General features: G+C 46.5%; 16 protein-coding genes and 1 pseudogene. 13 read left to right on the top strand and 4 right to left on the bottom strand.

Going from position 1 to position 22,461, the window contains the following annotated elements:
- The 8 genes from DW173_RS22665 to DW173_RS22630 form a co-directional block, all read left to right on the top strand.
- Positions 1 to 2,688 (top strand): helicase-related protein (locus DW173_RS22665; RefSeq protein WP_255421381.1); only part of this gene is annotated, 2,688 nt, incomplete at its 5' end.
- 657 nt (positions 2,689 to 3,345) lie between these two features.
- Positions 3,346 to 5,271 (top strand): tetracycline resistance ribosomal protection protein Tet(Q), encoded by a 1,926-nt coding sequence (gene tet(Q) / locus DW173_RS22660; RefSeq protein WP_004291466.1) that lies wholly within the window; start codon positions 3,346 to 3,348, stop codon positions 5,269 to 5,271.
- Entirely contained in the window at positions 5,271 to 7,589 is a 2,319-nt protein-coding gene (locus DW173_RS22655) for an ATP-binding protein (RefSeq protein ID WP_004291467.1), read from the top strand. Before tet(Q) ends, DW173_RS22655 begins: the two co-directional genes overlap by 1 nt.
- Entirely contained in the window at positions 7,582 to 8,904 is a 1,323-nt protein-coding gene (locus DW173_RS22650; RefSeq protein ID WP_004291471.1) for a sigma-54-dependent transcriptional regulator, read from the top strand. The genes DW173_RS22655 and DW173_RS22650 overlap by 8 nt, the downstream gene beginning before the upstream one ends.
- Positions 8,905 to 9,183: 279 nt before the next feature.
- Positions 9,184 to 9,606 carry a dihydrofolate reductase family protein gene (locus tag DW173_RS22645; RefSeq protein ID WP_004291474.1) on the top strand — a complete coding sequence of 141 codons (423 nt, stop codon included), beginning with the start codon at positions 9,184 to 9,186 and terminating at the stop codon, positions 9,604 to 9,606.
- 238 nt (positions 9,607 to 9,844) lie between these two features.
- The gene (locus DW173_RS22640; protein WP_004304269.1) at positions 9,845 to 10,450 is read left to right on the top strand and encodes an RteC domain-containing protein; all 606 of its coding nucleotides are present in this window, start codon (positions 9,845 to 9,847) and stop codon (positions 10,448 to 10,450) included.
- 301 nt (positions 10,451 to 10,751) lie between these two features.
- Positions 10,752 to 11,882, top strand: a complete 1,131-nt coding sequence (locus DW173_RS22635; protein WP_004291480.1) for an ATP-binding protein — start codon at positions 10,752 to 10,754, stop codon at positions 11,880 to 11,882.
- A gap of 16 nt (positions 11,883 to 11,898) precedes the next feature.
- Positions 11,899 to 15,153 (top strand): P-loop NTPase fold protein, encoded by a 3,255-nt coding sequence (locus DW173_RS22630; RefSeq protein WP_004291481.1) that lies wholly within the window; start codon positions 11,899 to 11,901, stop codon positions 15,151 to 15,153.
- A 131-nt stretch (positions 15,154 to 15,284) separates the two neighbouring features.
- Here the strand turns inward: DW173_RS22630 and mobC are convergent, their stop codons facing one another.
- The 4 genes from mobC to DW173_RS24250 all read right to left on the bottom strand — a co-directional run bounded on the left by mobC (position 15,285) and on the right by DW173_RS24250 (position 19,534).
- Positions 15,285 to 17,303, bottom strand: coding sequence for a conjugal transfer protein MobC (mobC, locus tag DW173_RS22625; RefSeq protein WP_004291482.1), 2,019 nt, complete (start codon positions 17,301 to 17,303; stop codon positions 15,285 to 15,287).
- A 30-nt stretch (positions 17,304 to 17,333) separates the two neighbouring features.
- Positions 17,334 to 18,581 carry a conjugal transfer protein MobB gene (gene mobB / locus DW173_RS22620; protein ID WP_004291483.1) on the bottom strand — a complete coding sequence of 416 codons (1,248 nt, stop codon included), beginning with the start codon at positions 18,579 to 18,581 and terminating at the stop codon, positions 17,334 to 17,336.
- Positions 18,560 to 18,988, bottom strand: a complete 429-nt coding sequence (gene mobA, locus DW173_RS22615; protein WP_004291488.1) for a conjugal transfer protein MobA — start codon at positions 18,986 to 18,988, stop codon at positions 18,560 to 18,562. Before mobA ends, mobB begins: the two co-directional genes overlap by 22 nt.
- A gap of 381 nt (positions 18,989 to 19,369) precedes the next feature.
- The gene (locus DW173_RS24250; RefSeq protein ID WP_196029218.1) at positions 19,370 to 19,534 is read right to left on the bottom strand and encodes a hypothetical protein; all 165 of its coding nucleotides are present in this window, start codon (positions 19,532 to 19,534) and stop codon (positions 19,370 to 19,372) included.
- Here DW173_RS24250 and DW173_RS22600 point away from each other — a divergent pair.
- From DW173_RS22600 to DW173_RS22580, 5 genes and pseudogenes are all read left to right on the top strand, one after another.
- Positions 19,533 to 20,459 (top strand): ParA family protein, encoded by a 927-nt coding sequence (locus DW173_RS22600; protein ID WP_005783105.1) that lies wholly within the window; start codon positions 19,533 to 19,535, stop codon positions 20,457 to 20,459. The two genes, DW173_RS24250 and DW173_RS22600, sit on opposite strands and share 2 nt — an antisense overlap.
- Before the next feature lie 2 nt (positions 20,460 to 20,461).
- The gene (locus DW173_RS22595) at positions 20,462 to 20,902 is read left to right on the top strand and encodes a DUF3408 domain-containing protein (protein ID WP_004291503.1); all 441 of its coding nucleotides are present in this window, start codon (positions 20,462 to 20,464) and stop codon (positions 20,900 to 20,902) included.
- Positions 20,903 to 20,904: 2 nt separating this feature from the next.
- Entirely contained in the window at positions 20,905 to 21,258 is a 354-nt protein-coding gene (locus DW173_RS22590; protein WP_004291505.1) for a DUF3408 domain-containing protein, read from the top strand.
- A 16-nt stretch (positions 21,259 to 21,274) separates the two neighbouring features.
- A complete protein-coding gene (locus DW173_RS22585; RefSeq protein WP_004304280.1) occupies positions 21,275 to 22,003 on the top strand; it encodes a hypothetical protein in 729 nt (242 codons plus the stop codon).
- Between the two features lie 201 nt (positions 22,004 to 22,204).
- Positions 22,205 to 22,408 (top strand): annotated as a pseudogene (locus tag DW173_RS22580) (DUF4134 family protein); the annotation flags it as partial.
- Between the last annotated feature and the right edge of the window lie 53 nt (positions 22,409 to 22,461).

Raw genomic sequence — 22,461 nt, 5'->3', positions numbered from 1 at the left:
ATTGAAACCTACCGTCCGAAAGGACGGCAAGGCGCGATGTGCTTAGCCTGTGGAACCGGTAAGACGCTGATAATGTGCATCGCCGCGCATGAGATGAAGCGTCTGAATTTGGCACACAAGCCGATGATTATCGGGCTGAAAGCCAACGTTGCGGAGATTGCAGCCACCTATCAGGCGGCATATCCCAACGCACGTATTCTGTACGCTTCGGAGAAGGACTTTTCGACCGCCAACCGTGTGCGCTTCTTCAATAATATAAAGAACAACGACTACGATTGCGTCATCATGTCGCACGACCAGTTCGGCAAGATACCGCAGTCGCCGGAATTGCAGCAGCGCATCCTGCAAGCAGAGCTTGACACGGTGGAGGAAAACCTCGAAGTGCTACGGCAGCAGGGAAAGAACGTGTCGCGGGCGATGCTGAAAGGATTGGAGAAGCGCAAGCACAACCTTGAAGCGAAGCTGGAGAAGGTGGAACACGCCATAAAGTCACGCACGGACGACGTGGTGGATTTCAAGCAGATGGGCATCGACCACATCTTCATAGATGAGAGCCACCAGTTCAAGAATCTGACTTTCAACACGCGCCACGACCGTGTGGCGGGATTGGGAAACAGCGAGGGAAGCCAGAAGGCACTTAACATGCTCTTTGCCATACGCACCATACAGGAGCGCACAGGAAAAGACTTGGGTGCGACCTTCCTCTCCGGCACGACTATCAGCAACTCACTGACTGAATTGTACCTGCTGTTCAAGTACCTGCGCCCGAAGGAGCTGGAACGGCAGGACATAAGGTGTTTCGACGCTTGGGCGGCGATATTTGCCAAGAAGACGACGGATTTTGAATTTAACGTGACGAACAATGTGGTCCAGAAGGAGCGTTTCCGCTACTTCATCAAAGTGCCGGAGCTTGCCGCCTTCTATAATGAAATCACGGACTACCGCACGGCGGAGGATGTGGGCGTTGACCGTCCTGCCAAGAACGAGATACTGCACCATATACCGCCCACGCCGGAACAGGAGGACTTCATACAGAAACTGATGCAGTTCGCCAAGACGGGCGATGCCACCTTGTTGGGCAGGCTGCCGCTTTCGGAAACGGAAGAAAAGGCGAAGATGCTCATCGCCACGGACTATGCCCGGAAAATGGCACTCGACATGCGCATGATAGACCCGAATTACGAAGATCATCCCGACAACAAAGCGAGTCACTGTGCCAAGATGATCGCGGAGTATTATCAAAAATACGACGCCCAGAAAGGCACGCAGTTCGTTTTCTCTGATTTGGGGACATACCAGCCGGGCGACGGGTGGAACGTCTATTCGGAAATCAAGCGCAAACTGACGGAGGACTACGGTATACCGCCAAGCGAGGTGCGCTTCATTCAGGAGTGCAAGACCGACAAGGCGCGGAAGGCGGTGATAGACGCCATGAACGCCGGGACGGTGCGTGTGCTGTTCGGCTCTACCTCTATGCTCGGAACGGGTGTGAACGCCCAGAAACGGTGTGTGGCTATCCATCATCTCGATACGCCGTGGCGACCGTCCGACTTGCAACAGCGTGACGGACGCGGAGTTAGGGCAGGTAATGAGATTGCCAAACATTTCGCCGGGAACAACGTGGATGTAATCATCTACGCGGTGGAGAAGTCACTGGACAGCTACAAGTTCAACCTCCTGCACTGCAAGCAGACTTTCATAAGCCAGCTCAAAAGCGGTGCGATGGGTGCGCGTACCATCGACGAGGGGGCAATGGACGAAAAATCGGGCATGAATTTCTCGGAATACATGGCGTTGCTCTCCGGCAATACCGACCTGTTGGACAAGGCGAAACTGGAAAAGCGGATCGCATCGCTCGAAGGGGAACGCAAGTCGTTCAACAAGGGCAAGCGTGATTCGGAGTTCAAGCTGGAGTCAAAGACCGGCGAGTTGCGCAACAACACGGCTTTCATAGATGCCATGACGGAGGACTGGAACCGCTTCCTGTCGGTGGTGCAGACCGACAAGGAGGGCAACCGCCTTAATATAATAAAGGTGGACGGAGTGGATTCCGCCGATGAGAAGGTCATCGGAAAGCGTTTGCAGGAGATAGCCAAGAATGCCACGACCGGAGGGTTGTACACGCAGGTCGGTGAACTTTACGGTTTTCCGATAAAGGTGGTGAGCGAAAGGATACTCAAAGAGGGATTGGAGTTCACCGACAACCGCTTCGTGGTCGAGGGGAACTACAAGTACACCTACAACAACGGGCATCTGGCGATGGCTGACCCGTTGGCCGCCGCCCGCAACTTCCTCAACGCGATGGAGAGGATACCCTCCATCATCGACCAGTACAAGGCGAAGAACGAGGTGCTGGAGATGGAGATACCGCAGTTACAGGAGATAGCGGGTAAGGTGTGGAAGAAGGAGGACGAGCTGAAGCAGTTGAAGTCCGAACTTGCCGCCCTTGACCGAAAAATTCAGCTGGAGCTTGCGCCACCCACGCCCGAAGTCGCAGAAAAGGAGAATGAAGGGCAACAGCTCAAGCCGGAAGCGGAAGATGTGAGGAACAGGCAGGCGCAATATCCCGAAAATGCACCGCCGCAGATACGCAGTCCGGCGGATAGTATCGTTGCCAACCATGTCATAATCGGGCGTCCGGGACTGTATGCCAAGGAGGAAACCCGGTCCAAAGGATTGAAAATATAACCTAAGGAATTTTATCTGAAGTATTAATAAGGGCTATCCCAAAAGGTCTAAAAGTAAATTTTATCCTTTCTGCAAGTATCTATAGGATGGCAACTGCATTTTTTTCTTTTTGGGCAGCCCTTATTAAAATTTATTCTTATTTTAGGTTATATACATTCATGTCCATTTATGTAAAAAATTCCTGCTGACCTTGTTTATGTCTTGTCAGTCACCATTTGCAAAACCATATTTGACCCTCAAAGAGGCTGAATTTGATAAGTAACTTGCTACATACTCATAATAAGGAGCTAAATAGAACACGAATGGGAAATACACAAATGCTAAACTAAAGAAGATATTGGCCAAAATAAACGCTATACCGAGAGAGAAACTTGATTTTTCAACTTCCTAAAACGGTGTTGTTCAAACATTTCTACTTATTTGTACTTGCCAGTTGAACCTACGCTTCCCTAATAAAATGTCTATGGTAAAAAGTTAAAAAATCCTCCCACTTTTGTTAGATATATTTTTTTGTGTAATTTTGTAATCGTTATGCGGCAGTAATAATATACATATTAATACGAGTTAGTAATCCTGTAGTTCTCATATGCTACGAGGAGGTATTAAAAGGTGCGTTTCGACAATGCATCTACTGTAGTATATTATTGCTTAATCCAAATGAATATTATAAATTTAGGAATTCTTGCTCACATTGATGCAGGAAAAACTTCCGTAACCGAGAATCTGCTGTTTGCCAGTGGAGCAACGGAAAAGTGCGGCCGTGTGGATAATGGTGACACCATAACGGACTCTATGGATATAGAGAAACGTAGAGGAATTACTGTCCGGGCTTCTACGACATCTATTATCTGGAATGGAGTGAAATGCAATATCATTGACACTCCGGGACACATGGATTTTATTGCGGAAGTGGAGCGGACATTCAAAATGCTTGATGGAGCAGTCCTCATCTTATCCGCAAAGGAAGGCATACAAGCGCAGACAAAGTTGCTGTTCAGTACTTTACAAAAGCTGCAAATCCCGACAATTATATTTATCAATAAGATTGACCGTGCCGGTGTGAATTTGGAGCGTTTGTATATGGATATAAAAACAAATCTGTCGCAAGATGTCCTGTTTATGCAAACTGTTGTCGATGGATCGGTTTATCCGGTTTGCTCCCAAACATATATAAAGGAAGAATACAAAGAATTTGTATGCAACCATGACGACGATATATTAGAACGATATTTGGCGGATAGCGAAATTTCACCGGCTGATTATTGGAATACGATAATCGCTCTTGTGGCAAAAGCCAAAGTCTATCCGGTGCTACATGGATCAGCAATGTTCAATATCGGTATCAATGAGTTGTTGGACGCCATTTCTTCTTTTATACTTCCTCCGGCATCAGTCTCAAACAGACTTTCAGCTTATCTCTATAAGATAGAGCATGACCCCAAAGGGCATAAAAGAAGTTTTCTTAAAATAATTGACGGAAGTCTGAGACTTCGAGACGTTGTAAGAATCAACGATTCGGAAAAATTCATCAAGATTAAAAATCTAAAGACTATTTATCAGGGCAGAGAGATAAATGTTGATGAAGTGGGTGCCAATGATATCGCGATTGTAGAAGATATAGAAGATTTTCGAATCGGAGATTATTTAGGTGCTAAACCTTGTTTGATTCAAGGATTATCTCATCAGCATCCCGCTCTCAAATCCTCCGTCCGGCCAAATAAGCCCGAAGAGAGAAGCAAGGTGATATCCGCTCTGAATACATTGTGGATTGAAGACCCGTCTTTGTCCTTTTCCATAAACTCATATAGTGATGAATTGGAAATCTCGTTATATGGTTTGACCCAAAAGGAAATCATACAGACATTGCTGGAAGAACGATTTTCCGTAAAGGTCCATTTTGATGAGATCAAGACTATCTACAAAGAACGACCTATAAAAAAGGTCAATAAGATTATTCAGATCGAAGTACCACCCAACCCTTACTGGGCCACAATAGGGCTGACTCTTGAACCCTTACCGTTAGGGGCAGGGTTGCAAATCGAAAGTGACATCTCCTATGGTTATCTGAACCATTCTTTTCAAAATGCCGTTTTTGAAGGGATTCGTATGTCTTGCCAATCTGGTTTACATGGATGGGAAGTGACAGATCTGAAAGTAACTTTTACTCAAGCCGAGTATTATAGCCCGGTAAGTACACCTGCTGATTTCAGACAGCTGACCCCTTATGTCTTCAGGCTGGCTTTGCAACAGTCAGGTGTGGACATTCTCGAACCGATGCTCTGTTTTGAGTTGCAGATACCCCAAGTAGCGAGTTCCAAAGCTATTACAGATTTGCAAAAACTGATGTCTGAGATTGAAGACATCAGTTGTAATAATGAGTGGTGTCATATTAAAGGGAAAGTTCCATTAAATACAAGTAAAGACTATGCCTCAGAAGTAAGTTCGTACACTAAGGGCTTAGGCATTTTTATGGTTAAGCCATGTGGGTATCAAATAACAAAAGACGGTTATTCTGATAATATCCGCATGAACGAAAAAGATAAACTTTTATTCATGTTCCAAAAATCAATGTCATTAAAATAATGGAGCGGTCAGGAAATTTCTATAAGGCAATACGGTTGGGATATATACTTATCTCCATTCTTATCGGATGTATGGCATATAATAGCCTCTATGAATGGCAGGAGATAGAAGCATTAGAACTTGGCAATAAAAAAATAGACGAGCTCCGAAAAGAAATAAACAATATCAATATTCAAATGATAAAATTTTCTCTATTGGGTGAAACAATACTGGAATGGAACGATAAAGATATCGAGCATTACCATGCACGGCGTATGGCAATGGACAGTATGCTCTGCCGTTTCAAGGCCACCTATCCAGCAGAGCGCATCGATAGTGTGCGCAGTCTTTTAGAGGATAAGGAACGACAGATGTTCCAGATAGTCCGGTTAATGGATGAACAACAATCTATTAACAAGAAGATAGCCAATCAAATTCCGGTTATTGTACAGAAAAGTGTGCAGGAACAGTCCAAAAAGCCAAAACGAAAAGGTTTCTTAGGCATATTCGGCAAAAAAAAGGAAGTAACTCCAGCAGTATCAACCACTATCCTTCATTCGGTCAATAGAAACGTAATCAGCGAACAGAAAGTGCAGGATCGCCAATTGTCGGAACAAGCCGACAGCCTTGCAGCTCGTAATGCAGAACTTAACAGACAACTGCAAGAATTGATTTGCCAAATAGAAGAAAAGGTACAAACCGAACTGCAAAGCCGGGAAAACGAAATAGTTGCCATGCGTGAAAAGTCATTTATGCAAGTAGGCGGTTTAATGGGATTCGTTCTTCTATTGTTGTTAATTTCCTACATCATCATACATCGTGATGCAAAAAGCATTAAACAATACAAGCACAAGACAACTGATTTGATAAGGCAACTGGAACAATCCGTACAACGGAACGAGGCACTGATAACGTCAAGGAAGAAGGCGGTACATACTATCACCCATGAACTGCGCACACCGCTGACAGCAATAACAGGCTATGCCGGACTGATACGGAAAGAACAGTGTGAGGATAAGTCCGGGCAGTATATCCAAAACATACTGCAATCCTCCGACCGTATGCGGGATATGCTTAACACTTTGCTTGACTTCTTCCGCCTGGACAACGGCAAGGAACAGCCCCGTCTGTCACCCTGCCGGATTTCAGCAATCACGCACACACTTGAAACGGAGTTCATGCCTGTTGCCGTGAACAAAGGGCTGTCCTTGTCCGTGAAGACTGGACACGATGCCATTGTATTGACCGACAAAGAGCGAATAATACAAATCGGGAATAACCTGCTGTCAAACGCTGTCAAGTTCACAGAAGAAGGCGGTGTTTCTTTGATTACTGAATATGATAATGGAGTTCTGACACTGGTCGTTGAAGATACAGGTACAGGCATGACAGAAGAGGAACAGAAACAAGCGTTCGGTGCGTTTGAACGTCTATCAAATGCCGCCGCAAAGGAGGGTTTCGGGCTTGGGCTTGCCATAATGCGTAATATTGTGTCGATGCTTGGCGGAACAATCCGTTTAGACAGCAAGAAAGGGAAAGGCAGTCGTTTCACAGTTGAAATTTCTATGCAGGAAGCTGAAGAACAGCTTGGATATACAAGCAATACACCTGTTTATCATAACAATAAATTCCATGATGTTGTCGCCATTGACAATGATGAGGTATTACTTCTGATGCTGAAAGAGATGTATTCCCAAGAAGGAATACACTGCGACACTTGCACCGATGCTGCGGCACTGATGGAAATGATACGCCAGAAAGAATACAGCCTGTTGCTGACAGACTTGAATATGCCCGATATAAACGGTTTCGAATTGCTGGAACTGTTGCGTTCGTCCAACGTGGGCAATTCACCAACAATCCCGGTGGTTGTGGCAACCGCTTCGGGCAGTTGTAACAAAGGGGAACTATTGGCAAAAGGCTTTGCCGGATGCCTGTTCAAACCGTTCTCCATATCGGAACTGATGGAGGTTTCCGACAGGTGTGCCATAAAAGCGACACCGGACGGGAAACCGGACTTTTCCGCCTTATTGTCCTATGGCAATGAAGCCGTCATGCTGGAAAAGTTGATAACTGAAACAGAAAAGGAAATGCAGGCGGTACGGGATGCAGCAAAAGAAAAAGACCTGCAAAAGCTGGATTCCCTGATCCACCACCTGCGCAGTTCGTGGGAGGTGCTCCGTGCCGACCAACCGCTGAATGTACTTTACGGATTGCTTCGTGGCGATGCTCTCCCGGATGGTGAAGCGTTAAGCCATGCCGTGACTGCCGTGCTGGATAAGGGAGTGGAAATAATACGGTTGGCAGAAGAGGAAAGGAGAAAATACGAAGATGAATAAGACAAAAATAATTGTGGTGGAAGACAACATCGTGTATTGCGAATATGTCTGCAATATGCTGTCACGGGAGGGCTACCGCAATATGAAGGCTTACCACCTCTCAACCGCGAAGAAACATCTGCAACAGGCAACAGATAATGATATCGTGGTTGCCGACCTGCGTCTGCCTGACGGCAGTGGCATAGACCTTTTGTGCTGGATGCGAAAGGAGGGAAAGATGCAGCCCTTCATCATTATGACCGACTACGCCGAAGTTAATACCGCCGTGGAAAGCATGAAACTCGGCTCGATAGACTATATTCCCAAACAGCTTGTGGAGGATAAACTTGTCCCCCTGATCCGTTCCATACTGAAAGAACGTCAGGCAGGACAACGCCGTATGCCTATATTCGCCCGTGAAGGTTCCGCCTTTCAGAAAATCATGCACCGCATAAGGCTGGTAGCCGCCACCGATATGAGCGTGATGATATTTGGTGAGAACGGCACGGGCAAGGAGCATATTGCCCACCTGTTGCATGACAAGAGCAAACGTGCAGGCAAGCCATTTGTGGCGGTGGACTGCGGTTCACTCTCCAAAGAGCTTGCACCGTCGGCTTTCTTCGGACACGTCAAAGGTGCATTTACAGGTGCGGACAATGCCAAGAAAGGATATTTCCATGAGGCGGAAGGCGGCACGTTGTTTCTGGACGAGGTAGGAAACCTCGCGTTGGAAACCCAACAGATGTTGCTCCGTGCCATACAGGAGAGGCGGTATCGCCCGGTCGGAGACAAGGCAGACCGGAATTTCAATGTCCGCATCATCGCTGCTACCAATGAAGATTTGGAGGTATCGGTGAATGAAAAGCGTTTTCGGCAGGATCTTCTGTACCGCCTGCACGACTTCGGGATAACCGTTCCTCCGTTGCGTGACTGTCAAGAAGACATTATGCCGCTGGCAGAGTTCTTCCGTGATATGGCAAACAGAGAGCTGGAGTGTAGCGTGAGCGGGTTCAGTTCCGAAGCACGTAAAGCGTTGCTGACACACGCATGGCCGGGCAACGTGCGGGAACTTCGGCAGAAAGTTATGGGTGCTGTATTGCAGGCGCAGGAAGGTGTTGTCATGAAAGAGCATCTGGAACTTGCCGTGACGAAACCGACCTCTACTGTCAGCTTCGCCTTGCGCAATGACGCGGAGGATAAGGAGCGGATATTGCGTGCGTTGAAACAGGCAAACGGCAACCGGAGTGTCGCCGCAGAACTGCTCGGCATAGGCAGGACAACACTATACAGCAAACTTGAAGAGTATGGACTTAAATATAAATTCAAGCAATCATAGCCCGTAATTCACTGAATTTGGCTATCTTTGCATAACATTTGAGAAAAACGGCGATTGGCAGGAGCTTTTCGCCGCCAACATATAGGATAAGACCGCAAGGCGTTTCAAGCGAAAATCTGGTAAATTGGAACTACGGAGACGATTGCGTGATGCTTATGCTATGCTTACGCATAGCGTGCATTCACGTACTCTCCGTAAAGGCTTTACCAGAGCCATCGCTTGAAGGTAGTGTGAATTGCACGCTACTTTTTTACCCTTGCCTAACGAAAGGAAACGATTATGGGTAAAGTTCAGATTCTCGCCGTACTGACGATGGACGGATGTCTTTCTTCAGAGTTATATGATAAAGCACATCAGGATTTGTGCCTTGACCGTTGCGGTCTTGATGAAATCAGGAAGAAAGCCTTTTACCGTGTGACACCGGACTATTCCATTTCAATGCTGCACGAATGGAGAAAAGACTGCACAAACATCCGTTACCTCGCGGAAGCCACACCGGACACGGCAGACTATATAAACGGACTGCTGCGGATGCACGCTGTGGATGAAATCATACTATACACCGTTCCTTTCATATCCGGAAGCGGACGACATTTTTTTAAGTCGGCTCTGCCAGAGCAACACTGGACGCTTTCCTCTTTGAAAAGCTATCCCAACGGTGTATGTCGCATTATCTATATCCTTGATAAAAAAGCAAGATAGCCAAAATGTGCGGCAAGCATACATTTCTATTTTCAGGAATAGAATAAATGTTCCGATTACAAACAATTTAAGTCGGAGATAATTTGTCCTTGTGAAAAAATACTGAATTTTATACCTCTGAAATCCAGCACTTTGTAAAATTGAGTGTTGGATTTTTTATTTTCTGCCGCGTTTTTTGCCAATTATATTCATGTGCGCACGCAGAAAACAAAGTGTAATTTTCAAAATTGACAGAACCATGAATTATTTCTTGCTGGCGGAAACCGACTTTTTCCGCCTGATAAACGAAGCCGGCGACTGCAATATGGAAACGGCATACACGGCTTTCGCCACCCAAGTGATCGAACTGTGCAACGGCGGCATGGACATGAACCTTACCGTCATCGCGCTTGCCTACATCGAAATCGAGTTGCAGCACCATCCCGTACGTAATCTGTCAGAAGAAAAAAGAGAGATTGCCGCCTACGTCAGCAAGGCTCTGTCTTTCGTAAGAAAGATGCAGAAATTCCTTGCCACGCCCCAAGTGCCACCACTAATATCCGCCAACAACGCAACAGAAACCACCGCCAGCCTTCTTCAATGGACGGGCAATGCCATCGACCTCGTGGAACTTATCTACGGCATAGACGTGATGGGCTGCATCAACAACGGCAATATGCCGCTCAAACAGCTCGCCCCACTTCTCTATAAGATATTCGGGGTTGATTCTAAAGACTGCTACCGCTTCTACACTGATATCAAACGCCGGAAGAACGAAAGCCGCACCTATTTCATTGACAGGATGCAGGAAAAACTGAACGAGAGAATGTTGCGTGATGAGGAGTTGGAGCGGATGAGAAAATAAAAAAATATCCATTACATATGAGAAGACAGGAATACTCGTATCCTGTCTTTTTATTTTCATTTAATTATATATTAATTAGCACAATATATGTGAGTTTTTCATTCCTATAAGGACAAATTTCAGAAACGTATGTCTGGTAAATTATTGAGTCATCATAGTATGAACATATATCATTACTAAAAACAATGAAACAACTTCCATAAGATTGTGGTTGTAAAAATCGCCATTTAATAGCCCGTTTTTTTTGTAAAATTCGCCAATTAAAAAAATATGATTATCTTTGCATTATATTTTATAAGGTATGGAAACAGTAAATAGAATACTTCAAGAGAAGATTACAGCACGAATCGCGCCCAATAAAGCAGTACTGATTTTTGGTGCTCGCCGTGTTGGTAAAACGGTAATGATGCGTAAAATTGTGGACAACTATTCAGGTAGGACGATGATGCTCAACGGCGAAGACTACGACACATTAGCACTATTGGAGAATCGCTCAATAGCCAATTATCGGCATTTATTGGATGGTATTGATTTGCTGGCTATTGATGAGGCACAGAACATACCACAAATCGGTAGTATTCTGAAGTTGATAGTTGATGAAATACCGGGAATAAGTGTCTTGGCAAGTGGTTCTTCGTCATTCGATTTGCTGAATAAGACTGGTGAACCGTTGGTCGGCCGCAGTACGCAATTTCTCCTTACACCATTCTCGCAACGGGAAATCGCACAGACGGAAACGGCACTTGAAACCCGCCAGAACCTCGAAGCGCGCTTGATTTACGGTTCCTATCCCGAAGTAGTAATGATGGAGAACTATGAACGTAAAACAGACTACCTACGTGATATTGTCGGTGCATACCTGCTTAAAGATATCTTAGCAATTGACGGCTTAAAAAATTCGAGCAAGATGCGCGATCTACTGCGATTGATAGCTTTTCAGTTGGGCAGCGAAGTTTCTTACGAAGAGTTAGGTAAACAACTCGGCATGAGCAAGACGACCGTTGAAAAATACCTCGACCTATTGGAAAAGGTCTTCGTTATCTATCGTCTGGGGGCTTATTCGCGTAACCTACGCAAGGAGGTTACAAAAGCTGGCAAGTGGTACTTCTACGACAACGGCATTCGCAATGCCATTATCGGGGCTTTCTCACCGCTGGCCATTCGGCAGGATGTCGGTGCGCTGTGGGAGAACTACATCATCGGAGAGCGGCGCAAAGCGAACTTCAATGAGGGACTGCACAGGGAGTTCTATTTCTGGCGCACCTACGACAAACAGGAAATCGACCTGATTGAGGAGAGTGCCGACAGTCTTACCGCCTTGGAGTTCAAGTGGGGAAATAAAATGCCGGCCGCACCGAAAGCCTTCCAAGAAGCCTATCCCTATGCCGAGTTTCATGTGGTAAATCGGGAGAATTATTTGGAGTTCGTATAATCAATAAATTACGTATATGGAAACAAAACTACAATCCAAACAGCAATATCCGCGGTTTATCCAAAATAAACCGTGTGGTATTGACAAATTCGATGGAGGTTCGCAAGAAAGGTTGGCAAAAACTATTGCTCGCCATTTTTGTCAGAATGATTCATTGGATGAGGAATGTACTTTACCTCGAATTATCGGCATCGAAGGTATTTGGGGATCTGGAAAATCCAACGTGGTTAAAATGTTGGAACGTGAATTATCAGACGACTATTACTTTTTTGAGTATGACGCATGGGGACATCAAGAGGACTTGCAACGCCGCTCTATATTGGAATTGCTTACAAGCAAACTTATTGATGATGGTATCCTATCTGGAAATGCAACAATAAAAGTCAAAGGTGGAGGTACGAAAACCGTATCATGGTCTGAAAAGCTGAAATATTTATTAGCCCGTAAAACGGAGACCGTAACCGAAAAATATCCCCTTATCAGTAATGGTATGGTTGCGGCATTTTTGGTTGCAGTTTTAACTCCGATATTTACATTTATTGCGTATGCAGTAAAACCTACACCCACAACATGGTGGTTTTCTTTATTGTCTATTATCATAGCTGCACTGCCAGTTCTTATTGCATTGTGCGTTTGGAAATGGGCATATAGCAAAGATCATAAATATGGATGGAGTTATATGTTAGCTATTTATCAAGATAAAGTCGAAAAGGACGTTTGCTATGAGACTTTGAGCGAAGACGAACCAACGGTTTACGAGTTCAAAACATGGATGCAAGACATTTCTGATTTTATCAAGGAAAAAGGACAACGTAAATTAGTCCTTGTTTTTGACAACATGGATCGTCTCCCCGCTGAAAAAGTAAAAGAATTATGGTCTTCTATCCATACGTTCTTCGCCGATAGCGGTTTTGAAAATGTTTGGGCTGTTATTCCTTTCGATGAAACACATTTAGCTTGTGCATTCGGAGATGAGACCGACGAACAAACGAAACAACTGACCAAGTATTTTATCAATAAAACTTTCCCTATTGTTTATCGTGTTGCTCCTCCTGTTATTACCGACTATCGAAGTATATTCAACAAACTGTTTGTTGAAGCATTTGGAGAAACAGAAAATGAAGCGAAAGAAACTATAAATCGGATATTCAGATTGGTAAATCCTAATGCCAATGTTAGGGAAATTATATCATATATCAATGAGATGGTCGCTCTTAAACAAGAGTGGTGTAACGAAATTTTGATGATAAACATAGCATTGTTCTGTTTGAAGAAGACGGATATTCTGGCAAATCCAGTAGAACAAATATTGTCCGGCGACTATCTGAATGGCATTCAAACAATAATTAACAATGATCTGCAAACACAACGCGAAATTGCAGCTTTGGTATATGGTGTCGATGTTGAAGATGCTCGACAAATTCCATTGAAAAAATATATTGAAGGCTGCATCAACGGAGAAGAAGACCACGACATAAATCAATATGCAGAGACTAATAAACAATTTGACACTGTATTAGAAGAAGTTATACAATGTATGGACAATGCGCTTATCGATAAGATTATACATTGTTTGCATAAATTAACTCGAAAGAGCGATGTTATTCTGCGTGTATGGCAAAGAATAGCACAATTGAAATTAAAAGAATCCATAGAGAAGCAGGTGTTCCCTGTCGAATACCAAGAACTGCTGTTGCATTTAGACACGGAAAGCCAAAACCATGTGATTGCTCAATTATATAAGAAGATAGTTCGGTTCAATGACTTCAATGGCGGCGACTATTTCAAAACGTTAGATGCAATAGACAGGTTTATTGCGCAAAATAAGTTGGCGTGCGATTTTACGTCATTGATTGAAGCAAAAACAGTCAAGCCAAATACATTTATCGATTATATTCAAGCTGCAAATGCAACAGATGCTGCCTATCGGGATAACGCGACAACTAAAGCATATAAATATTATCAAGTAGCAACAAATTCGGAGGCGCTCGATAATTATTTGGCAAACTTACTACCCGATAATTTCGACCATGCAGATATTGTAAAAACGTTAAAAGATAATTCTACCTATACGTTTCCAACGCTTTTGCAAGCGATCACGAATTGCATTGATGAACAGAATGTAAATAAAGATAATATAGGGGCTATATTTACAACCTATCGTTTATTGGCATCTGACGAAGAAAGACCTTTACCTGTAACGTTAGATTCAACCTACATAAATCAGTTGCATTCTGAATTAGAAACTGATGGCCGAAACATTAAAGAGTCTGGATATTACGATTTAGTCGCCATGCAATTGGCACATGGTCATTCCGTTTCCTTAATAGAGGGTGGAGATATAAAATATGTTGCAGAACTCATGGACTATTATGTGGATCATGGAGACTTATTAGTAAATAGTGTGGGATGGAATATACCGCTATTAAATGAAACACTACAATACATGGTAAATCATAAACTTGGCTATAAATTATTGCTCTCAGACATATTGCCCCAATTTGAAGATATTAAGAACAGAATAGGTGTAACGGATGAGGTATTTATCGAGCATTTAGCAGAGTGGAATACCGATTTGGATAAGTATATCACTAAGAACAATATTAAAGATGTAATTCCTGACGCATCTTTTTACGATTTGACCACTAAAATAAGCAATGTCCTGACCGATCATATCAATAAAATAGCGTTCGAAGCGTTGTCTGAAATAAGTGTTGATACATTATACGCCCAAAGAACAGCACATACATCATATTATTGGTTTGTCGCAATAAAACATTTACTGGCTAAAATCAAATCCTTGCCAGATAACTTGACTGAATTTGGCAAAAAGATTCTGATGGATATTGCTTCTGGAACTCAAAGTTTGAATCCTTTCCCTAATTGTTTCAAGAATATAGTTGAAAGATTGGATAAACGAAAAATTAAATCGACAGTTACCGATATAAGAAATGATTTCTGCATCGGTAAAAAGACTATCAATGCAATAAAGTTTCAATTTTTCGAAACATGGCTTAGATCGCATGGTAATTTGAAAAGTCAAGCTGGAGACGTTATTGATAAAATAGTGAAACCTGTAATTTCCGATGGGGCATGCCGTTCATTGATTCTGCAAAACAAAGATTTTTATATGGATTTAATAAATACAGCAGGGGATGATGCTTATGAATTGAAAAAGAGTCTCCGAAACCTCATACAAAAAGATTCAGATCCGCAATTGGTTAAATTTGTCAATTCGATAGATTCAGTACCTGAGGTTGAAACCGCGTAAGTATTTGTCTAACAAGTCCGAATTTTACGATTTTACCCGTCAGAACTGAAGTGCCCCCCAAAAAAATTGTATCCAACTTTTGGGGGTCACTTCAAACTTCGATAGGGATAATTTTCAATTTTGGGGACTTGTTAGACAGTCTCATTATCTGGTAGCAGTTTACACAGCACCGGATCGTTTTTGATACGCTCCAGTTCCTCCTGCACAATCTGCTTCACCTCTTCCTTGATGCGCCGGTAGTTCGCCTGCACCGTTTCCTTCATGCGGTCGTTGCCGTCCTCGTCCGTGAAGTTTGTAATGACGGGAATTTTCTTGTAGGCACTTTCTTCCCGTTTCACCTTTTCGGCATCCACCACAATCTCGCAATGAAAAATCTTCTGCTCGATACGCTCGTTGAAGTTGTCGGATACAGAACCGACAAACATTCCCTGCGTAAGCCCGGAAATCTTACTCGGTGGAATGAGCGCGTCCATCTGCGTGTTGATGGAGGTGGAAACATCCTGCCGGTTGATGGAGATGGACTGCCGTTTCTGCAACACCTTACCGAACCGCTCGGAGAGCGTCTTGGCTGTTTCCCCCACCACCTGACCGGAGAAAATATTGCCGACAGTGTTCATCACCACTTTCGCCTCTTTGTCCCCGTAGTCACGCACTAACTGGCTGAAATCCTGAAAGCCCAGACACACGGCAACCTTGTTGCTTCGGGCGGTAGCTATAAGATTGTCCAACCCTTTGAAGTATATTGTGGGCAACTCGTCGATGATGACCGATGACTTCAGCATCCCCTTCTTGTTGATGAGCTTCACGATACGGGAATTATACAGACCGAGTGCCGCACCGTAGATATTCTGACGGTCGGGATTGTTACCCACGCAGAGGATTTTCGGCTCTTCGGGATTGTTGATGTCCAGCGTAAACTCGCTGTCTGACATCACCCAGTAGAGCTGCGGTGAAATCATCCTCGAAAGCGGGATTTTTGCCGACGCTATCTGACCCATGAGCTGCTCCGCAGCCCCTCCAAGCCACGCATCCATGAACGGCGAAAGGTAGTTCTCCAGCTCCGGATAAGAGGTCAGTATCGGAAATATATCCTCGTAACGGCGGTTCAGAAACTCGATAGCATGGGGAAACGTGCAAAACTTCCCGTTCTGATAGATTTTGAGATACCAGATAATACTGGCAAACAGAATGATAGGTGACTCCACGAAGAAGTCGCCCTGCTTTTGCACCCACGTTTTATTGAGGTTGAGCATTATTGTGTAGGCACTCTCATAGGCATCCGTAATATCTTCCATAAAATCCGGGTGAATGGGATTGCACCGATGAGAGCGTCGCGGGTCGTCGAAGTTGATCACATAGAACTTCGGCTTTACCTTGTAGCCGTCCGGGTGGTTCAGCAAATGGTTGTAGGCAATAGTAGATAGGTCGGGATACTTGAAATCGTAGATGTATTGACTAAAGCCCTTTTCAATCTGTTGCTTGATAAAATTGTTTACCACGGCATAGGACTTGCCGCTGCCCGGCGTACCCAACACGATGGACGCACGGAAGGGATTAACTACATTGATCCAACCGTTGTTCCAGCGTTTCCTGTAATAGAAACGTGTCGGCAGATTGACCGAATACTCGCTTTCGATAAGCCTCGTTTCCTGCATGAAACTCTCGTTCTCGTTGTTGAAAACATCCTCCATCAAATTGTGTTTCAACAGGCGGCTCATCCACAGACCACCCATCAACAGGCAGACATAGCCCGTTCCAATGGTAAGGACATACAGTCCCGTCACCGCTTCAAGCGGCAGCGGCAGGGGCAGCAACCACCAGTTCAGGAAAAACAGCACGAACCCGACGGCAAATGCTGTCCAGATTCTCCCCCAAGTGATTTTCTCACCCTTGACACCCTTCGTACCCAGACAGGACAAGGCAAGCAAAAGGACGGAAAACAGCTTCGTGTAGAGAATGGAATGGAACAGCCCCGCCGTGCGGTCGAAGTTCAGAAGGATTTTGTCCACCACGCCGATGTTCACGCCCCACAGCCGGATGGCTTCGTAGCAGAACCAGTACACGTTCATGACCACTAAAATGATACTCACGGCACGCAGAAAATCCATGATTTTCGCCAATGCCCTCAAATCGTCTTCTTGTTGTGACATACATTGATTTTTTAATTGTTGATACTCTGATTACATACCCAAGCCCTTGCGTTTTTTCTTCTTTTTGCGCTTCATCGCCCGGATGAAAGCCTCTTCCTCGGCATCTACCGCCGGACCTTCGGGAGTGAGCAAGCCCATACCGCCCGATATATCTTCACTGTCGTAGGCGGTCTGCCCGTGTGCCTTGTCCGCAGCATCCACAGGGATGGATAGCGGTATCGGCGGTTGTCCGGCGTATGGCAGGGTGAAGTGTTCCTGCAAGGCATTCGCCGAAAGCTCCTTACCCATGCGCGAACCGTTCAGCACGCATCCCGTGCGGTGGTCGATGAAGGTAGCCCCATAGATGCGCCCTTCCTCTGTGTAGCGCAGTACGGTGTCGATGCCCTTCTCTTTGAGTTGGGATACAAATTTGTCCTTGTCATAAGTGCCTTGCAGCACGGAAAGGACGGTGCGTTTCGTCATGTCTGCCAGTTTCCTATCCTTGATTTCCGATTTGGAACGGACAAACTTCTTCTGTACGGCTTCATAGCCTGCGGACTTCCCGAAAAGCGAGGATTTGAACGGGTTGCCCACCTTGTTACCCTTGTCGTCCGTGACGGAATAGACCAGCCCGTGATACTCCCGTCCGCGCACGTTGCCCCTCGCTTCCTCCACCGTCATATTATATAAGGAAAGGAGCGCACGGTATTCGCCCATCGTCTGGAAACGGTACTGCCCATTCAGAGCCTTCACGGTGTTGCCTACCTGCTTCTTCACATCACCTGCCGATGCGGCCACCTTGCGCAACGGATTATCCAATCTCTGATTTTTACGTTCTGCCGGATGCAATCCGTACTTCTGTTCCAGTTCCCTGCGGATACGGTCGCTGCGGCGGTAGAGAAAATCCCGGTTGAGCCTTTTCCCGTTCTCGTCCACGTTGACCGTCACGATGTGCAGGTGGTGGCGGTCGATGTCCTCGTGCTTGAATACAAGATAAGGCTGGTTTCCGAAACCGAGTTTTTCCAGATACTCGCGGGCGATATTCTGCAACTCAATATCGGTCAGCACATCCTCCGGGTGCGGGTTGAGAGAGATATGCACCACCGGCTTCTCGATCTTCATCTGCGGTGGCAGGAAGGTGAGAAAACCCTCCATCGCCTTGCCTATGTCCACCGTTCCCGAACCGTCATTGTAGATGCGGTTGGTGGTGAGAAGCCGCCCCTGCGCCTCGTTAATCTTCTCCCCGTTGTAGGCAATCGCGCCGTACAACGAACTTCCTACACTGATTTTTGCGACCATTTTGCCTCCATTTCCCTTGAAAGTTCCACAATCCGGCGGCTCAGTTTCACGAGTTCGACGGTGTGTTGCTCTAATTTGTAGAGCAACGCCATCGCCTTTTTCTCTGAAAAATGCAGCCTCAGTTCCTTCACGACTTGGTTGTAATTCGTACCCACGGCACGGAATTGTGCATGAAAATCCGACAGTTTGGTGTAATAGTCCACCAACGTCTTGTCCACCTTCAGCACCTTGAACGGTTGCCCGAAGAAGTGCGCTTTGAGGAAAACAGACCGTGCATAGACACCCGATTTTCCGAACATGGCGAGGAAACGGTTGTGTTCCTCCTCGTTGAAACGGACGGTGTACCGGTACACCGCCGGATCAAGTTTGGGATTTCTCCCTGATTTGCTTTTCCTTTTCTCTTTCATATTACTTTGGATTTAGCGGATTGACGGCATAAGCCGCCGCTTCGGATTACAGCACCGCAGTTCTGAAAGGCTTCCCGACTTCGGAGGGAAAGCCCGCCCCCTGCAAGGGCAAGTGCTTTTCGTGGCTGCTCAAAATATTTTGAGCGGCTGAAAAGACATCTTGCTATGTTCAGGTGAACATAAAAATCCGTCAGGGGACGGATTGGGAAAATACCTTTCAGGACTCCGGGCCGCGCGTCATCGGCGAACCCTGCTGTCCGGGTGCAAAGTTACGCCCTTAAAGCGGTATCGGACAGATGCTTGACCCGGTCAATGACTGCCAACCGGCGCAACGTGCCGCCACTTGCCGGAGAAGTGATACAGGTTCCAAAATATACTTGTTTATTTGCAGCATGATTCAAGAAACGAACGATTTGAAGATATGATAAACGGAACATTCAAATACCCGGAAATCCGCTTCTTCGGATACTTGCCGAAACGGATACCCGAACCGTCGGAAACCCGGTTCTCCGACAATTCGGTGACGTATGGATTCAATGACTTCATGACGCAATGTCGTCAATCACCATTTGTCCGACGCACCGCTTCACCACAGAACCGGATACGCGACGACCCGCCTGCGTGTGTAGTCACGGAAGCGGATGGTGCGACAGCCAAATCCGTATGGAAACAGAAAAACAAATCATCAACAATTAAAATAAATGGAACTATGAGTAAGGAAATCTTCGTTGCATTCGCAACACAGAAAGGTGGCATCGGCAAATCCACTGTCACGGCACTTGCCGCCAGCTACCTGCACAACGTGAAAGGCTACAATGTCGCCGTCGTGGACTGCGACGACCCGCAGCACAGCATCCACGGGCTGCGCGAACACGAAATGGGGCTTATCGACAGCAGCACCTACTTCAAGGCTCTCGCTTGCGACCATTTCCGCCGGATCAAAAAGAACGCCTACACCATCGTCAAAAGCAATGCGGTGAACGCCCTCGACGATGCCGAGAGGATGATTGCCACTGAGGACGTGAAACCCGACGTGGTGTTCTTCGACATGCCCGGCACACTCCGAAGCAACGGCGTGATAAAGACGCTCTCGCAGATGGACTACATTTTCACTCCGCTGAGTGCCGACCGCTTTGTCGTGGAGAGTACCCTGAAATTCGTCACGATGTTCCGCGACAGGCTGATGACTACCGGACAGGCGAAAACAAAGGGGCTGCATCTGTTCTGGACGATGGTGGACGGCAGGGAGAGGAACGACTTGTACGGCATCTACGAGGAAGTGATAGCCGAAATGGGCTTTCCGGTACTTTCCACCCGCTTGCCCGACAGCAAGAAGTTCCGCCGTGACCTTTCGGAAGAGCGCAAGAGCGTTTTCCGCTCCACCATCTTCCCGATGGACACGGCACTGCTGAAAGGGAGTGGCATCCGGGAGTTTTCCGAAGAGATAAGCGACATCATCAGACCGCAGTGAGCATGGGCAGCAGGAAAGTGAACACGGAAGGCATCGACGAGGAACTGCTGTTAGCCTCCATCGGGCGGCGCACACAGGACGGGACACTGCGCCCCGCACAGGAAGTACCCGCAGCTGCACCGACCGAAGAGGACACCGCCGCACCGGAACCATCTCCTGTGCAACCCGTAACACGGGAAAAAGCGCAGAGGGAAAGTGGACGCCGGAAAAGGCAGGACGAGGACTACAACGAGCTATTCCTGCGCCGCAACGAGATAAAGACCCGCCAATGTGTCTATATCAGCCGTGACGTCCACGGCAAGATCCTCAGAATCGTGAACGACATCGCCGGAGGGGAAATCTCAGTAGGCGGATATGTGGATACCGTGCTGCGCCAGCATCTGGAACAGCACAAGGAGAGAATCAACGAACTGTACAAGAAACAACGTGAAGATCTGATTTGAAAATGGAAAAAGAAATGACACCGAATGAAAAAAGACCACAGCAAGACTGCGGAGGTATGTTTACCCAAGTGCAGGCGAGTGTGGAAATACTGTCGCCTGTCCCGGTAAGCGGCAAATGCAGTGAGAAGGACTATGAACGCCTGTTCATCCGCGACCCGGAAGTAAAGGCACGTGAGGGGAAGATGGCGTATGTGCGCCCGGAGTACCACGAGCGTATCATGCGTATCACCCGTGTAATCGGGCATGACCGGCTTACGCTGTCCGCTTACATCGACCATGTGCTGACGCACCACTTCAACCAGTGCGAAGATGCGATAAAGAGCCTTTATGCCCGAAATTACAATTCAGTATTCTAACCAAAAACGGAAGGATATGAATTACACAATCAGCATGACAGACATTCTGCTGGCGGTATCGGTCGGCTGCAACCTCTGGTTCCTGTTCCTGCTCCTTTACGAGCGCATCATGGACACGCGGATTGTCCGCTTCTTCAAGGGCATTGTCGGATTATGGCGGTCACTGGACGGGAATGAGGCTAAACGCATAGCGGCACACGAGGAAGTCCCTGCGGAAAAGGCGGACATCATCGGCAAGAGCCGTTTCAGGATGGCATCCACCCGGACAACCGCTGCCATACCGACGCAAGAAGCCGCCACTATTGAAAAAGGCATTGAGCTGTCGGAGGAAGAGGCTACTTTTGACGACGGAAAAACGGGAAACGCATCCCGCCCGGCACAAGTCCCGGAGGAAAAACTCGATGAGACCTTCACGAGCATACCGCCGGAGGAACTGGGATACGGGGACGACGAACCGGAAGAGGACGCCTCGGACACGCCACGGGCTTCGGGCAGCAGCTTTGACGAGATTGACGACGCCTGCAAGACCGCCAAAAACCCGGACGCGACACAGGCGGAACGTGAAAAGGCGGCTAAGGTGTTCACCGACATGGAGGGCACGGAGTTGTACGAGAAAATGATGGAAGGCTCTTCGGAGATAGGCATCCGCATCAAGGGGCTTATCGAGATTCGGCTGAAGAAATCTGAAAAGGAGTTCGTCGTGCCGGACAACATCGAGGAGTTCGACATTCGCAACTATGTATGACAACAATAAAAGAAATGAACATGAAAGAATGACATCAACCCACGCGGCGAGGAAACGCAAGGCGCATCCCCATCCGCAACGGACACGCCCACGTCCGTGGAAACAAACGGGCATCCACTAAAACCAAAGTAAAGAAACAAAGTATCAACCGCCCGACAAAGGACCATCCACCCTTTTGACGGCAAAAAACAAGAACAGTTTATGAACAAGAACATCTTGAAAAACAGAAAAGCAATCCTCTCCGCGGCACTTGTCATCGCCGCAACCGCCTCCGCTTTCGCGCAGGGAAACGGCATCGCGGGCATCAACGAAGCCACCTCTATGGTGAGTTCTTATTTCGACCCCGGAACTAAACTGATATACGCCATCGGTGCAGTCGTCGGGCTTATCGGGGGCGTAAAAGTGTAGTGTGCCATGAACGAACTATCGCCTGAATAACGGTAGTTCGATGCTTCATG

The organism is Bacteroides sp. AM16-13 (assembly GCF_003602705.1).
Taxonomy (GTDB): Bacteria; Bacteroidota; Bacteroidia; order Bacteroidales; family Bacteroidaceae; genus Bacteroides; species Bacteroides xylanisolvens.
Note: the sequence above shows the minus strand (reverse complement) of the source record. Positions and strands in the feature narration are given on the sequence as shown.